Here is a 14,240-nt window from a genome sequence, read left to right as displayed (position 1 = left end):
CCGGATATCGTTGAGGATGCTCCAGGCTATTGCAGACATCGTCAGGCTGGACGGCGCCGAAAAGCACTTCGGCGCCGTCCGCGCGCTCAACGGCGTCGACTTCCATGTCGGCGCCGGCGAATGCGTCGGGCTGGTCGGGCACAATGGCGCCGGCAAGTCGACGCTGATGCATATGGTTGCGGGCACGCTGCGGCCCGATGGCGGGCAGATCGCGGTGCGCGGCAATCAGGAAGCGAGCTATTCCGTGGCGCGCGCGCTCGAGCTCGGCATACGCTGCGTTTTCCAGGAGCTGTCGCTCTGCCCAAACCTCAGCGTCGCCGAGAACACGCGCATCAACCATCCCTCGCTCAGCGGGCTCGGCTGGCGGCGCAAGGCCGCCGATCTCATCCAGGCCAAGCTCGACGAGATCTTTCCCGACCACGGCATCGCGGCGGACGACATTGCCGGCGATCTGTCGATCGGACGCCGCCAGATGGTCGAGGTGGCGCGCGCCTTCACGCTGACCCGCGAGCCGCTGCATCTGGTCATCCTCGACGAGCCGACCTCGTCGCTCGATGCGCACACGGCCGGCCAGCTGCTTTCATTCGTGCGCCGCTTCGTCGCCGCGGGCGGCAGCTGCATCCTGATCTCCCATGTGCTGGGCGAGGTGCTGCAGAATGCCGACCGCATCGTGGTGATGCGCGACGGCAAGGTGGTCGCCGCCGACGCCGCAAGCGCGTTCGACCGGGACAAGCTGGTCGCCGCGATGGGCGGCGCCGGGGAACATCAGAAGGCCGCCGCCGAGACCCGCAAGGTCGCGGTCGGGGCGCTCAGGGTGCGGGCGCGCCCGGCGCGGCAGCAGGATGGCAAGGAGCTTGTCGCCCGCGCCGGCGAGATCATCGGCCTTGCCGGACTCGCCGGGCATGGCCAGACGGACCTGCTGCTCGCGATCTTCTCGGCCGCCTCGCGCGACAGGGCCGGCATCGAAGTGACGGCGCCGGTGGCGCTGGTCGCCGGCGACCGCCAGGCGGACGGCATCTTCGCCCAATGGTCGATCGCCCAGAACATCGGCATCCGCTCGCTTCAGCGCCTGCGCGACGGCCTGCTGATCTCGCCGCAGCGCGAGGCGGAGCTGGCCGAATTCTGGAAGAAGAAGATCGGCATCCGCACGCCGGACATGAACAACAACATCTATTCGCTGTCGGGCGGCAATCAGCAGAAGGCGCTGTTTGCGCGCGCGCTCGGCTCCGATGCCGAGATCGTGCTGATGGACGATCCGATGCGCGGCGTCGACATCGGCACCAAGCTCGAGGTCTACGACCTCGTGCGCGAGGAGGCCGGAAAGGGCCGCACCTTCCTCTGGTACACGACCGAAACTGAAGAGCTCGACAATTGCGACCATGTCTATGTCTTCAAGAACGGCCGCATCGTCGCCAATCTTGGACGCGACGAACTGACGGAGGAGAAGATCATCCAGTCCTCGTTCGGCGACACGGCCTGAGATGACGGCGATCGCTCCCGGCACGGTCCCCAAATCTTCCCGCGGCAGCGCGGCCCGCGCACGCATGCTGCGCAGCCTGCTGCCGGCGCTGTCGCTGGCGCTAGTGTTGATGGCCATCGCCTGGCTCAATCCGCGTGCCATCAGCTATTTCGGCTTCAACCTGATGCTGAACCTGGCGATCCCGATCGCGCTGGCGACGATCGCGCAGATGTTCGTCATCGCCGGCAATGAGCTCGATCTGTCGATCGGCACTTTCGTCGGCTTTGTCGGCTGCGTCACCGCCACCTGGCTCAGGGATGCGCCGCTCATCGGTGTCGCTGTGCTGCTCGGTTCAATCGGCGTCTACGCGCTGCTCGGCGCGCTGATCCATCTGCGCAACCTGCCCTCGATCGTGGTGACGCTCGGCATGAGCTTCGTCTGGCAGGGGCTGGCTATCCTCATCCTGCCGAAGCCGGGCGGCAAGGCTCCGGACTGGCTGCTGGCGATCATGTCTTTCAAGCCGCCCTATATCCCGTTCCCTATCCTGGCGGCATTGCTCATCGCGGCGATCGTGCATTTTGGCCTGATGCGCACTTCATATGGCGTCATACTGCGCGGTTCCGGCGGCAATGCCGCGGCGCTCAGGCGCGCCGGCTGGTCGCTGCTCAAGACAAAGATCGTGCTCTTCGCGTTGACCGGCCTGTTCGGCGTGCTTTCCGGCATGGCGCTGATCGGCATCACCACTTCGGCCGACGCCAATATCGGCAACGGCTACACGCTGCTTTCGATTGCCGGCGTCATCCTTGGCGGCGGCGAGTTCGTCGGCGGCCGGGTGTCGCCGATCGGCGCGGTCATCGGCGCGCTCACGCTGGCTTTGGCCGCCTCGCCGCTGTTGACCTTCATGCACATCCCGCCCGATTGGCAGGTGGCTGCCAATGGCGCGATCCTGATCATCGTGCTGGCGGCCCGGGTGCTGATCAGCCGCAGGGAGAGGTGAACGATGACCTCTGTACGGATGCTGCTTGAAAAACCCTGGCTCTGGTCCTTCGTCGGCGCCGTTCTCGTGTGGGTGGCGACCGTCGCCTTCACCGGCGGCTATGGCGCCGGCGGCATGATCACGGCGGCACTTTCGCTTGCCGTCTTCACCGTCATCGTCGGCGTCGGCCAGATGTTCGTCATCACGCTCGGCCCCGGTAATGTCGACCTGTCGCTGCCCGCCAATATCGGACTGGCGAGCGCGGTGGCGATGAAGGTTATGGGCGGCAGCGATTCGATGATCGTCGTCGGGCTGTTGGCGGCGCTCGCCTGCGGCGCGGCGATCGGCGCCATCAACTATCTGCTGATCTGGGCGCTCAGGATTCCGCCGATCATCGCGACGCTGTCGGCGAGCTTCATCATCCAGTCGGTCGACATCAGCTACGGGCGCGGCCTGCAGATCAAGCCGCCGCCGGGCTTTGCCGATTTCACCAACTGGCAGGTGCTGGGGATCCCGGTGCTGGCGATACTGACGGTGGTTTTCACCGTCGCCGCGGCGCTGGCGCTGCAGCGCATGATCTATGGCCGCTCGGTGCTGGCGATCGGGCAGAACATCCGCGCCGCCTGGCTGGCCGGCGTCAATGTCGGCCGCATCCGCTTCCTCACCTACACGCTTTGCGGCGCGCTCGGTGGCATCGACGGCGCGCTGCTTGCCGGCTATTTCCGCGGCGCCAATGTCGATATCGGCAATGAATATCTGCTCGCCTCCATCGCGGTCGTCGTCATCGGCGGCACCTCGGTCGCCGGCGGCAAGGCCAACGTGCCCGGCGTCTGGGGCGCCGGCCTGTTCCTGGTGCTTTTGCTCACCATGCTCAACACCTTCGGCGTCAGCGCCGGCGTGCGGCTGGTGCTGACCGGGCTGATCATCGTCGGGGTGATCACGGCGGCGGGTGGCGAGAAGGCTGTGCGGTGACAAGTCGCGAGGAGGGGGTCGCTCTGCGGGGTCGCCGCAGCCAAATTTGACCATGTGGACAAAGGTCGGGCGTCGTTCCATAGTCCTCCCGTCTGACATGTTTTGAACGGCCGGCTCGACACGGCTGTCGAGCAGAGGGGATTTCAATGGAAAACGATCATCGCAAAACGCAACGCGCCGGCCTGTCGCGGCGCAATGTGCTGGAACTCGGCGCCCTTGGGCTGACCGCGGCGGCGCTGCCCGGCGTGGCCTTCGCCAAGGACAAGAAGCTGAAGGTGGCGGCGATCTTCGCGACGCCGATCGAGGAGCCGTGGGACAACCAGATCCATGTCGCCCTGCAGAAGGCCGAGAAGGAACTGGGCATCGAATACAAATGGTCGGAGAAGGTGCAGACCGCCGACTTCAGCCGTGTGATGCGCGAGTATGCGCAAGGCGGCTACCAGTTGGTGCTGGGCGACGCCTTCGCCGCCGAGCGCGAATCGCGGCGCACGGCAAAGCAGTTCCCGAACACGGCCTGGCTGTTCGGCTCCGGCGCCGGGCCGGCCGAACCCAATTTCGGCGTCTTCGACAACTGGATCCACGAGCCGGCCTATCTCTCCGGGCTGATCGCCGGCAAGATGTCGAAGTCGGGCACGATCGGCGCTGTCGCGGCAATGGGCATTCCGGAAGTGAACCGGCTGGTCAACGCCTTCTTCGCCGGCGCCAAGGAGGTCAATCCAAACATCAAGCGGAAGGTCGCCTTCATCGGCTCCTTCTTCGATCCGCCGAAGGCCAAGGAGGCCGCGATCGCGCAGATCGATGCCGGCGTCGACGTCATCTATGCCGAGCGTTTCGGCGTCATCGAGGCGGCGGTCGAAAAGAAGATCTACGCCATCTCCAACATGTCCGATCAGTCGAGCCTCGGACCCGACACGGTGATCACCGGCCCGGTATGGAACATGTATCCGACGGTCGAGCAGGCGATCAAGCTGGTCAAGGCGGGCGTCTTCACCGCGCAGGACTATGGCGACTTCTCGCGCATGGCCAAGGGCGGCTCCGATCTCGCCCCCTATCACAAGTTCGACAAGACGCTGCCGGCCGAGGTCAAGGACCTGGTCGCCAAGAAGAGAGCCGAGATCCTGGAAGGCAATTTCCGCGTCGACGTCGACGAGAACACGCCGGTGTCGGATTGACCAGTACCCTCCCCCTTGCGGGGAGGGTGCCGAGCGAAGCGAGGCGGGAGGGGTCGTCTCAACCGCTCGACCTTGACGACTGAAGATGGAGCGCGTCGCGGGCGACCCCAACCGGCCCTGCGGGCCACCCTCCCCTCGAGGGGGAGGGATATTAGGAGCATCCTTGCCCGTCCCTCTGATCGAAATGCGCGGCATCACCAAGAGTTTCGGCGCCGTCAAGGCGAACGAGGGCGTGGATCTCAGCGTCGCCCCCGGCGAGATCCTTGGCCTGCTCGGCGAGAACGGGGCCGGCAAGACGACGCTCATGAACGTGCTGTTCGGCGCTTATGCGCCGGACGCCGGCGAGATCCTGGTCGAGGGCAGGCCGGTCGCCATCCACAATTCGGCCGATGCACTCGCGGCCGGCATCGGCATGGTGCATCAGCATTTCCATCTGGCGCCACGGCTGACGGTGCTGGAAAACCTCTTGATCGGCATTGCCGGCAAGTCCGGCCGCATCGACCGCACGGGCGGGCTGGCGCGGCTGAAGGAGATCGGCCGCCAGCATGGCTTACATCTCGATCCCGGCCTGCCGGTCTCGGCGCTCTCGATCGGCGAGCAGCAGCGGCTGGAAATCATCAAGGCGCTCTTTCGCGGCGCCAGGCTCCTGATCCTCGACGAGCCGACGGCGGTGCTGGCGCCCAGCGAGGTCGATGGCCTCTTCGCCGCGCTGCGCTCGATGGCGGCGCAAGGGCTCGGCATCATCTTCATCTCGCACAAGCTCAACGAAGTCAGGGCGCTCACCCATCGTTGCGTCGTGCTTCGGCATGGCAAGGTCGCCGGCCGCGTCGATCATCCGGCAGGAACCACCTCGGCCGAGATGGCCAAGCTGATGTGCGGCCACGAAATCATGCCGCCGATCAAGGAGGTCTCGACGCCTGGCGCGCCCGTGCTGACGCTCGACGGCGTCTCCACCTCAGCGCATGGCGGCACGCCGCTGCGCGAGGTCTCGCTCTTCGTCCGCGCCGGCGAGATCCTCGGCGTTGCCGGCGTCTCCGGCAATGGCCAACGGGCGCTGGCTGATGTGATCTCCGGCATGCTGTCGCCGAGTGCCGGTTCGATGACGATAGCCGGCAAAGCAGTTGCGCAATTTTCGCCGCGCGAGCTGCAGGCGCTCGGCCTTGGCCGCATTCCGGAGGACCGGATGACGACCGGGCTGGTCACCAACCTGCCTCTAGCCGACTCCATGGTGCTGCCCCGCATCGGCACCGAGGCCTTCAGCCGCAAGGGACTGCTCGATCCGGCCGCGATCCGCGCCTTCGCGGAGGCGCAGATCAAGGCCTATGACATACGCTGTCCCGGGCCCATGACGCGCGCCGGCGCGCTTTCCGGCGGCAATCTGCAGAAGGCGCTTTTGGCGCGCGAGCTCGCCTTCGACCCGAAGGTGCTGGTCGTTTCGCAGCCGACGCGCGGCCTCGACATCGGCGCCGGCCGGTTCATCCACGAGAAGTTCCTCGCCATGCGTGCCAAGGGTTGCGGGATCATCGTGATTGGCGAGGATCTCGAGGAGTTGCTGATGCTGTGCGACCGCATCACGGTGATGTACGAAGGCCGCATCGCCGGCACGCTTTCCGGCTCGGAGGCCACCGTCGCGAGGCTTGGGCTGCTGATGACCGGCGCGGAGGGGAGGGCGTAGAGCTATGGAATTGCCTCGGGAGCACGCCTGATGTTCCGTCTCGAAGCCCGCAGCTCGACTCCGGCCTGGTTCAATCTCGCACTGCCGCTGCTCGCCATCGCCGTCGCGCTGGTTTTGTGCAGCGGTCTCATCGCTGTCGCCGGCGCCGGTGTCATCGAGGCCTATGGCGTGATGCTCTCGGCCTCGCTCGGCGACAGCTACGCCATCACCGAGACGCTGGTTCGCGCCGCGCCGATGATCTTCACCGGCCTTGCGGTGGCAATCGCCTTCCGCGCCAAATTCTGGAACATCGGGGCCGAAGGCCAGCTGCTCGCCGGCGCGGTTGCGAGTTGTGCCGTAGGCGCCATCCCGATGCCGGGACCGCTCGCCATGCTGCTGATGGTGCTGGCCGGCGCGGTGGCCGGCGCCCTCATCGCGCTTGTGCCGGCGACGTTGCGCGTCCAATTCAAGGTCGACGACGTGGTCAGCTCGCTGCTGCTCAACTCGGTCATCTATTACGCGCTGATGGCGCTGATCGAGGGGCCGTGGAAAGACACCTTTTCCGGCTATCCGATCTCGCCGCCGATCGAGGATTCCGCCAATTTCCCGGTGCTGATCGAAGGCACAAGGCTGCATATCGGCGTCGTCGTGGCGCTGATCGCAGCGCCCGTCTGCTGGTTCCTGATCGCGCGCACCACGCTTGGCTTCCGCATCCGCGTCACCGGCGAGAATGCGGAGGCGGCCCGCTATGGCGGCATCAATACCCAGCGCGTGCTGCTCTCCACCGCGCTGCTTTCCGGCGCGCTGGCCGGACTGGCCGGCGTCGGCGAGGTTGGTGGCGTCCACTTCCAGGTGATGAGCGACATCTCGCCGGGCTACGGCTATTCCGGCATCGTCGTCGCCATGCTCGCCCGGCTCAATCCGCTCGGCGTCGTGCCGGCCGCGATCTTCCTTGCCGCGGTCATGACCGGCGCCGAGGCGATGTCGCGCGCAACCGGCGTGCCGGCCTTTCTCAGTGAGGTCATCCAAGGCACAGCGCTGCTTGCGATGCTGGTGGCGCTGCTCTTCACCGCCTACCGCATCCGCCGCGTGGGGGCGCCCGCATGAGCGCGGTGTTCGAGCAGATTTTTCAGGTCGGCTTTCTCGCCGCCATCATCCGCATCGCCACACCGCTCGCCTTCGCCACGCTAGGCGAGATGTTTTCCGAGCGCGCCGGCGTGCTCAATCTCGGCATTGAAGGCATCATGCTATTGGCGGCCATGGCCGGCTTCACCGCCGCGAGCCTGAGCGGCAGCCTGTGGCTGGGCGTGCTGGTGGCCGTGCTTGTCGGGGCGGCGATGGGCGCGCTGCATGGGCTGTTCACGGTGGTCTTGGGCCTCAGCCAGCATGTCTGCGGCATCGGCGTGACGCTGTTCTGCTCTGGGCTCGCCTATTTCCTCTACCGGCTGATCTTCGGCCAGCAATCGGTGCCGCCCAGCATCAAGGGCTTTCAGCCGGCGCCGATCCCCCTGCTGTCGGAAATTCCGATCCTGGGTCCGGCGGTGTTCAACCAGTTCACGCTGGTTTATCTCGCGATCATCGCCGTTCCGTTTGCCGCCTTCGTGCTCTACCGCACGCCCTGGGGGCTGTCGGTGCGCATGGTCGGCGAGAACCCGCGCGCGGCGGATTCCGCCGGCGTCAGCGTGATCGCCACGCGCTTCCAGGCGGTGATCCTCGGCGGCGCGCTGATGGGGCTCGCCGGCGCCTTCCTCACCATGGCGCAGTTCAACGCCTTCACCTTCGGCGTGGTGTCGGGCCGCGGCTGGGTGGCGATCGCGCTGGTGGTGTTCGGCCGCTGGGACCCGTGGCGTTCGGCGGGGGCGGCATTGCTCTTTGCCTTCGTCGACGCGCTGCAGCTCAGGATGCAGGCCAGCGGGCTCGGCCACATCCCTTATGAAGCCTTCCTGATGCTGCCCTTCATCTTCACGATCGTCGCGATGGCCTTCATTTCGCGCAACGCGGTCGCGCCTTCGGCGCTGCTGAAGCCGTTTCGACGCGAGGAACGGTAGGTAGATTCCGATCGCCGGGGTAGAGGAAGGGCGCCAAGCTTGGGACGCCTCAGATCGCCGTGAAGGCGTTGTCGACGAACAGATGCGCGCCGTTGACGAAGCTCGATTCGTCGCTCGCCAGGAACAGCGCCGCCTTGGCCACTTCCTCCGGCTCGCCGATGCGGCCCTGTTGCGCGGCCATGGCGGCATCGGAAACATCGACGCCGAGCTTGCCGAGGTCGGCGACCTCGCGCATTCCGTGCGGCGTGCGGATGAAGCCGGGACAGATGGCATTGCAGCGGATGTTGCGATCGCGGAACTCCACCGCGATGGCACGCGCGAACATGTGGCAGGCGCCTTTAGTGGTGTCATAGAGCACTTCGTTCGGCGTCGCCGCCACCGCCGAGATCGACGAGGTGCAGACGATCGAGCCGCCGCCGGCGGCGATCATGCCGGGCAGCACCGCGCGCGTCATCAGGAACATCGAACGCACATTGACGGCGTGCAGCCAGTCCCATTCCTGCAGAGTCGTCTCCAAGAAGGGTTTAATCACAATGGTGCCGGCGTGGTTGAACAGCACGGTCACCAGCCCGAATTTTTCCGCGGCCGCCTTCGCCGCCGCCTCGACCTGCGCCTCGTCGGAAACGTCGGCTACGAAATGCTCGGCGACATGGCCGCGCGCGCGGATCGCCGCGGCGGTCTTGCCGGCGGCATCGCCATTGCGGTCGATGATCGCCACTTTGGCGCCTTCGGCGGCAAACAGCTCGGAAGCCGCTCCACCCATGCCCGTCGCGCCGCCCGAGATGATGGCGACCTTGCCCGCCAGCCTTCCACCCATTTTTCTCTCCCTGAGTCCTGTGAGGCTATTTTGATGCTATCCCCTCGCGTATCGAATAGCCAAGCACTTGCAAGGCCGGTTGCCGCCGAAAAGCCGGAGCTACAGGCATTTTGTCGGATCCTCCGGTGGCGCGTCCCCGGACGGTTTTCGATCTCGGCTGAGAATAAACGCCCCTCAAGTTGCCGTTTCCGAGGACGTCCTTCCAAGAATCGTCGAAAAATAGCACTCGACAAAGTCTACTATCTTTATAGATTAATGGCCGAGACGGAGGTTCGACCATGACCTACATGCAGAATGCTCAGCGCGAAGGCCAGAGGCTGACCACCGACCGGAGCTGGAGGCCCGCCTATGGCGGAACCTTCGCCTATCTCGTTTTCGCGCTGGCATTCGTGTTCACCGGCGCGGTGGTGCTTGGGATCATCCCCTGACAGAGCCGGGGCCTAGGGCCCCGCCGTCCGAAAATCTGAGTTGAAGTAACCGGAGAGATGACTGGCCGAGCGCCAGGGCGCGTCGGCGCGCATTTGGATTGTTCGAGGTGGAGCGGGCAAGCAACGTGACGGAGGAGATGGCAATGCCGATCGAGTTCACGCATGTTCCCGGTAAGCCTGCCAATGGCAGCTTCTTCTACGATTTCGCCGAGACGGCGACCAAGCTGTCGCTGATCGAGGATGCGGGGTTTCGCAAGCTGGTGATCGACGATCCGGCCGGCCTGCTCACCAATATGGAGATCGCCGCGCAGACGCTCGACCGCACCCCGGCGCTGGAAGTGGTGCTGACGCACTGGGCCGGCGTGGTCGAGCCGGCGGTGGCGGCAAGGCAGCTCGCGGCGCTCGACCGCAGAGGCGGCGGCCGCCTGTCGCTCAGGATGCTGAGCGAGCCGCTGCAGGACAGTGACGCCGAGCCGCGGCCGGCCGGCCACAGCGTGGTGTGGCAACGCATCGACGAATATCTGGTGCTGCTGAAGCGGCTGTGGTCGAACGACAAGCCCTTCGACCATGAAGGCGCCTTCTACAGCGTCAAAGGCGGTTACGTGCCGCGCAAAGGCCCGCATGGCGGCGACCTCAGCATCCGGCTCGGCGGCCAGTCCGGCACAGCGCTGAAGGTCGCCGGCCGGCATGCCGATATATTCGAGCTGGCGGCCGGCTCGCCGGACGAAGTCGCGCAGTTGATGCAGCGTGTGCGCGGCGCTGCAGCCGAGCACGGCCGCGCCGGCAGATTGCGCTTCGCGCTTCCCGTCCGCATTCGCCCCGAAGGCTGGTCCGGCGCCTCCGACCACAAGGCGGTCGAGGTCGCGGGGCCGCCGGCGCGGCTTGCGCTCTCGCTGTTGCCCTATACCGCGCTAGGCATCGAGGAATTCATGATCGGCGGTATCGACCGTCCCGGCGAGATCGCGCGGATCGGCCGCGAGACGGTCACGCTGATCGCGAATTCGCTGGCGCGGTGCGACGCCGACACCCTGGCGCCAGGAACGTTCGCGTCGCGTTCGTTCACCGGGGCACACCTTCGATGAAATCGCGGGGCGAGGTGAGACCGGCCGCTGCGGCTGCCGGTTTCATCAAGACGGGACATAATCGACGCCATCCATGACATAGTCGGCGAAGAGGAAATCGCGGATGCCGGCAATCCGGCCGTTCTCCCAATCGATGAGGATGAAAAAGCGCGGCGGCCCGTCCGGACGATCCGGGCTGGTGACCAGAATGGCGGGGCGGCCTTCGACCGATATCAATTCCGTTCTTCTGCGATCCGCGACAGCGCGGCGATCACCGCCTCCGAGCTCGCCAGCGCGCCGAAGACGCCGTCCTCGACCGTCACCATATCGAGCGCGGCTTCGTGCGCCCGGCCGTCGCCGCTGGCGCAGGCGTCCGCAATCGTCAGGCATTGGAAATTGCGGTCGCAGGCCTCGCGCAGCGTGGTGTGAACGCAGACATCGGTCGTGCAGCCGGTGAACATCAGATGGGTGATGCCGCGCGCCCTCAGCACCAGTTCCAGATCCGTATAGGTGAAGGCGCCGTTGCAGGTCTTGTCGACGATGATGTCCTCCGGCCCGACTTCTATGTCGGCGACGATCTGGAAGCCTGGGCTGGAGCGCAGCAGGATGTCGGTACCGTCCAGTCCCGCCCGCTTGCGGCGCCATTTCTCGTAGGCCGTCATGTCGGCCATGTCGGCGCGGTAGCCCTGTCTCGTGTGGACGATGGCAAGGCCGGCGGCGCGCGCCGCCGCAATCAGCCGGTTCACCGTCGGCAGAATGGCCCGCAGCGGCGAAGGGTCGTAACCTTTCCTGGCGAAATAGCCTGTCGGCGACAGGAAATCCTCCTGCAGGTCGATCACGAGCAGGGCGGTGTCTTGCGGCACCAGCCTGCCGTCATAGGGGAAGTCGAACGGGGTCGCCTTGATCATCGCCTGCTGCCTCGGTTGCGGCTGGCATGGTGGCCCAGCGACGGCGTCGCAGTCCAGGCCTCACGGAGTCCCTATGCGCCGACCCGGATTATTTGTTGATGATGGAAGATCTTAATAGTTGACTCTCTAACTCATGTTTTCTAGTCAGACGGCATTGGCGTGCAATGATAACGCGAGGACTAGCCTTGTCCCGGAACGTTTTTTTTGTGGTGCTGGCCGCGTTCGCCATTCTTGCGGCCGGCTCGATCCTTCCCGACATCGCGGCGGCACAGAAGCAGGCTGCACCCGCGGTACCGGTTGCACAAGCGCCTGCTCAGCAGCCCATGACAGCTCCGGCGGCCGCGCAGCCAGCTCAGGCCCCGGCCGGGGCGCAGGCCCCGGCGACGGAGGCACCAACCGCTGCCGCACCGACCGAACCGCGCGTTCAGCCGGCGCCGAGCACTGCTGGGGGCGAAGAGCCTTCCGCCATTGCTCTGACGCTGCCGCATGACCTGTCGCCCTGGGGCATGTTCATGAACGCCGACATCGTGGTGAAGGCGGTGATGGTCGGACTTGCTTTCGCTTCTCTGGTCACCTGGACGATCTGGCTCGCCAAGTCGCTGGAGATCGTCGGCGGCAAGCTCAAGGCGCGGCGCGCGGCGAACGCGATCGGCAATGCCGCGACGCTGATGCAGGCCGGCCGCGCGCTCGGCCACAGCGGTGGCCCGGGCGCGCTGCTGGTGCGGGCGGCGGAGGAAGAGCGCGCGCTTTCGGCGGGCGCGCTGGACCATGCATCAGGTGATGGCCTGAAGGAGCGCGTCACCTCGCGGCTGTCGCGCATCGAGGCGGCAGCGTCCCGGCGCATGTCGCGCGGCACCGGCCTGCTCGCCACCATCGGCTCCACGGCGCCCTTCGTCGGCCTGTTCGGCACCGTCTGGGGCATCATGAACGCCTTCATCGGCATCTCGCAGGCGCAGACCACCAATCTTGCGGTGGTGGCGCCGGGCATCGCCGAAGCCCTGCTCGCCACGGCAATGGGTCTGGTGGCTGCGATCCCGGCGGTGGTGATCTACAATGTCTTCGCGCGATCGATAGCCGGCTACAGGCAGATCCTCGCCGACGTCTCGGCAGGCGTCGAGCGGCTGGTCAGCCGCGACCTCGATTTTCGCACGGTGCCGCCGGCAACCGCGTTGGCAGCGGAGTGAGCGGCCAATGGCGGCGCGGATTCGCGAGACGGCCGGCGACGATCTCGAGGAAAGCCACGAGATCAACGTCACCCCGTTCATAGACGTCATCCTGGTGCTTTTGATCATCTTCATGGTCGCGGCTCCGCTTGCGACCGTCGATGTCAATGTCGACTTGCCGGCATCGACGGCGTTGCCGGCGCCACGGCCCGAGACACCGCTGTTCCTGACGCTGAAAAGCGATCTTTCGCTGGCGATCGGCAATGAGGCTGTGCCGCGACCGAGCTTCGCCACCGTGCTCCACAGCCGCACCAAGGGCGACAAGCAGACGCGCATCTTCCTGCGCGCCGACAAGACGGTGGGCTATGGCGAGCTGATGGAGGTAATGAACCTGCTGCGCGCTGCGGGCTACCTCAAGATCGCGCTGGTCGGGCTGGAGACGGCGTCCGGCACCGGGGCTGCGGCCGCGGGCGCCACCTCCGCGCCGGCGACAAGCGGAAGCGCGGCGCAATGACGCAAGCGATCGCCGCCTTGTCCACCCAGCCACGCTTCGGCTTCCGCGAAGCCGGTCTGTGGGCAAGCGCGGCCACGGTTATTCTCGCCGCACATGTCGCGGTCGCTTATGCGGTGCAGAATCTGAGCTTTGTTGAGGTGCCGGACGGCGGCCCGCCGCCGGCGCTGGCTGTCGAAATGGCGCCGCTGCCGACGACGCCTGCCGTGCCGGAAGAGCTGGACACGGTCACGCCGGAGCCGCCCGATGCAATCGAGGAGGCGCCGGGGGTCAGCGAAGTGAAACCGGTGACCGATCCGGCGCCGGTCATGAAAAGGGTCGAGCCGGTCGCCGAGCCGCCGGTCGTTTCCGACAAGGCGGCGGAGGCCGAACCGACGGAGACAGTAGCTGCGCTCAGCGAGCGGCCGCCGCTGGACGAGGTCGTGCCCGACCCTGTCGAGGCAGTTACTCCTGACATCGTCGTTCCACTGCCGCAGCCAAAGCCTGTCGAGGCGCAGCCGAAGGCAAGCCAGCCCGTCGAGGCGAGGAAAAAAGTGGAAAAGAAGCCGGTCGAAAAGCCGAACCAGAGGAAAAGGGCAAAGGCCAGGCCGCCAAAGGCCGTGACGATGGCCAGCATTGATGCCAACGCAGGCGCGAAGGCCGCCGCGCCGCAATCCTCCGAGTCGGTGTCGCGATCGAGCGTCAGCCCGTCGCGCTGGAATTCCAGCTTGGCGGCATGGATCAGGCGGAATACTCGGTATCCAAGCGCGGCGCGCTCCAGGCGCGTCGAGGGCACGCCTACTGTAACCTTCACGGTAGACGTCTCCGGCAGGGTGGTCTCTGCCCGGCTGGCGCAATCCTCGGGCGATCCGGATCTCGATCGCGCCGCGCTCGGCGTGTTGCAGGGCGCGTCGGTGCCGGCGCCGCCGGCCGAACTCGGCGCCCACGTCACCCGCACCGCGCCTTTCGTCTTCAGCCTGCGCGATTAGATGCCCCGCCGCGGCCATGCAACTTTGAGGCTTGACTGGCGGGCGGTAGGGAATAGGGTAGCTGCGAACATATCGGCCTCGGTCGCCGGACGGCAAGAATGCC

The 14,240-nt window shown here is 66.2% G+C and carries 15 protein-coding genes; 12 read left to right on the top strand and 3 right to left on the bottom strand.

Translation table 11 applies throughout. The annotated features are described in order from the left end of the window. The first annotated feature begins 16 nt into the window (after positions 1-16). From CK224_RS18225 to CK224_RS18195, 7 genes are all read left to right on the top strand, one after another. Positions 17-1,480 (top strand): sugar ABC transporter ATP-binding protein, encoded by a 1,464-nt coding sequence (locus CK224_RS18225; protein ID WP_066998249.1) that lies wholly within the window; start codon positions 17-19, stop codon positions 1,478-1,480. Between the two features lies 1 nt (position 1,481). Continuing rightward, positions 1,482-2,456, top strand: coding sequence for an ABC transporter permease (locus CK224_RS18220; RefSeq protein ID WP_095782671.1), 975 nt, complete (start codon positions 1,482-1,484; stop codon positions 2,454-2,456). 3 nt (positions 2,457-2,459) lie between these two features. Then, positions 2,460-3,407, top strand: coding sequence for an ABC transporter permease (locus tag CK224_RS18215; protein ID WP_095782670.1), 948 nt, complete (start codon positions 2,460-2,462; stop codon positions 3,405-3,407). Between the two features lie 146 nt (positions 3,408-3,553). After that, on the top strand, positions 3,554-4,579 hold the full coding sequence (locus tag CK224_RS18210; protein WP_095782669.1) for a BMP family protein: 1,026 nt from the start codon (positions 3,554-3,556) through the stop codon (positions 4,577-4,579). A gap of 163 nt (positions 4,580-4,742) precedes the next feature. Beyond that, positions 4,743-6,254, top strand: coding sequence for an ABC transporter ATP-binding protein (locus CK224_RS18205; protein WP_095782668.1), 1,512 nt, complete (start codon positions 4,743-4,745; stop codon positions 6,252-6,254). Positions 6,255-6,284: 30 nt separating this feature from the next. After that, entirely contained in the window at positions 6,285-7,340 is a 1,056-nt protein-coding gene (locus CK224_RS18200) for an ABC transporter permease (RefSeq protein ID WP_095782667.1), read from the top strand. Continuing rightward, entirely contained in the window at positions 7,337-8,281 is a 945-nt protein-coding gene (locus CK224_RS18195; RefSeq protein WP_095782666.1) for an ABC transporter permease, read from the top strand. The genes CK224_RS18200 and CK224_RS18195 overlap by 4 nt, the downstream gene beginning before the upstream one ends. A gap of 49 nt (positions 8,282-8,330) precedes the next feature. On the opposite strand, the gene CK224_RS18190 is transcribed toward CK224_RS18195, so the two are convergent. Next, positions 8,331-9,098, bottom strand: coding sequence for an SDR family oxidoreductase (locus CK224_RS18190; RefSeq protein ID WP_095782665.1), 768 nt, complete (start codon positions 9,096-9,098; stop codon positions 8,331-8,333). Positions 9,099-9,376: 278 nt separating this feature from the next. On the opposite strand from CK224_RS18190, the gene CK224_RS31310 reads away from it, so the two are divergent. Further along, complete coding sequence (locus CK224_RS31310; RefSeq protein ID WP_095782664.1) at positions 9,377-9,526, top strand: hypothetical protein; 150 nt, start codon at positions 9,377-9,379, stop codon at positions 9,524-9,526. Positions 9,527-9,669: 143 nt separating this feature from the next. Then, positions 9,670-10,608 carry an LLM class flavin-dependent oxidoreductase gene (locus tag CK224_RS18180; RefSeq protein WP_095782663.1) on the top strand — a complete coding sequence of 313 codons (939 nt, stop codon included), beginning with the start codon at positions 9,670-9,672 and terminating at the stop codon, positions 10,606-10,608. A 45-nt stretch (positions 10,609-10,653) separates the two neighbouring features. Here the strand turns inward: CK224_RS18180 and CK224_RS31305 are convergent, their stop codons facing one another. Both CK224_RS31305 and CK224_RS18175 read right to left on the bottom strand, forming a co-directional pair. After that, complete coding sequence (locus CK224_RS31305; protein ID WP_170950272.1) at positions 10,654-10,824, bottom strand: hypothetical protein; 171 nt, start codon at positions 10,822-10,824, stop codon at positions 10,654-10,656. After that, on the bottom strand, positions 10,821-11,495 hold the full coding sequence (locus tag CK224_RS18175; protein ID WP_095782662.1) for an isochorismatase family cysteine hydrolase: 675 nt from the start codon (positions 11,493-11,495) through the stop codon (positions 10,821-10,823). The genes CK224_RS31305 and CK224_RS18175 overlap by 4 nt, the downstream gene beginning before the upstream one ends. Positions 11,496-11,680: 185 nt before the next feature. Here CK224_RS18175 and exbB point away from each other — a divergent pair, with 185 nt between their 5' ends. From exbB to CK224_RS18160, 3 genes are read left to right on the top strand one after another with little or no spacing between them, the layout of a single operon-like run. Then, positions 11,681-12,679 (top strand): tonB-system energizer ExbB, encoded by a 999-nt coding sequence (gene exbB / locus CK224_RS18170; protein ID WP_245425980.1) that lies wholly within the window; start codon positions 11,681-11,683, stop codon positions 12,677-12,679. 7 nt (positions 12,680-12,686) lie between these two features. Further along, positions 12,687-13,172 carry a TonB system transport protein ExbD gene (gene exbD, locus CK224_RS18165; RefSeq protein WP_095782660.1) on the top strand — a complete coding sequence of 162 codons (486 nt, stop codon included), beginning with the start codon at positions 12,687-12,689 and terminating at the stop codon, positions 13,170-13,172. Continuing rightward, positions 13,169-14,137, top strand: coding sequence for an energy transducer TonB (locus tag CK224_RS18160; protein WP_095782659.1), 969 nt, complete (start codon positions 13,169-13,171; stop codon positions 14,135-14,137). The genes exbD and CK224_RS18160 overlap by 4 nt, the downstream gene beginning before the upstream one ends. Positions 14,138-14,240 lie beyond the last annotated feature (103 nt).

Source organism: Mesorhizobium sp. WSM3862 (genome assembly GCF_002294985.1).
In the GTDB taxonomy this organism is placed as follows: Bacteria; Pseudomonadota; Alphaproteobacteria; order Rhizobiales; family Rhizobiaceae; genus Mesorhizobium.
This window is presented reverse-complemented; position numbering and strand designations above follow the sequence as displayed.

Coding starts and splice junctions, on each gene's coding strand:
- CK224_RS18220 (WP_095782671.1), top strand. CDS start 1,482: ATGACGGCGATCGCTCCCGGCACGGTCCCCAAATCTTCCCGCGGCAGC.
- CK224_RS31310 (WP_095782664.1), top strand. CDS start 9,377: ATGACCTACATGCAGAATGCTCAGCGCGAAGGCCAGAGGCTGACCACC.
- CK224_RS18190 (WP_095782665.1), bottom strand. CDS start 9,098: ATGGGTGGAAGGCTGGCGGGCAAGGTCGCCATCATCTCGGGCGGCGCG.
- exbD (WP_095782660.1), top strand. CDS start 12,687: ATGGCGGCGCGGATTCGCGAGACGGCCGGCGACGATCTCGAGGAAAGC.
- CK224_RS18195 (WP_095782666.1), top strand. CDS start 7,337: ATGAGCGCGGTGTTCGAGCAGATTTTTCAGGTCGGCTTTCTCGCCGCC.
- CK224_RS18210 (WP_095782669.1), top strand. CDS start 3,554: ATGGAAAACGATCATCGCAAAACGCAACGCGCCGGCCTGTCGCGGCGC.
- CK224_RS18200 (WP_095782667.1), top strand. CDS start 6,285: ATGTTCCGTCTCGAAGCCCGCAGCTCGACTCCGGCCTGGTTCAATCTC.
- CK224_RS18180 (WP_095782663.1), top strand. CDS start 9,670: ATGCCGATCGAGTTCACGCATGTTCCCGGTAAGCCTGCCAATGGCAGC.
- CK224_RS18225 (WP_066998249.1), top strand. CDS start 17: ATGCTCCAGGCTATTGCAGACATCGTCAGGCTGGACGGCGCCGAAAAG.
- CK224_RS18175 (WP_095782662.1), bottom strand. CDS start 11,495: ATGATCAAGGCGACCCCGTTCGACTTCCCCTATGACGGCAGGCTGGTG.
- CK224_RS18160 (WP_095782659.1), top strand. CDS start 13,169: ATGACGCAAGCGATCGCCGCCTTGTCCACCCAGCCACGCTTCGGCTTC.
- CK224_RS18215 (WP_095782670.1), top strand. CDS start 2,460: ATGACCTCTGTACGGATGCTGCTTGAAAAACCCTGGCTCTGGTCCTTC.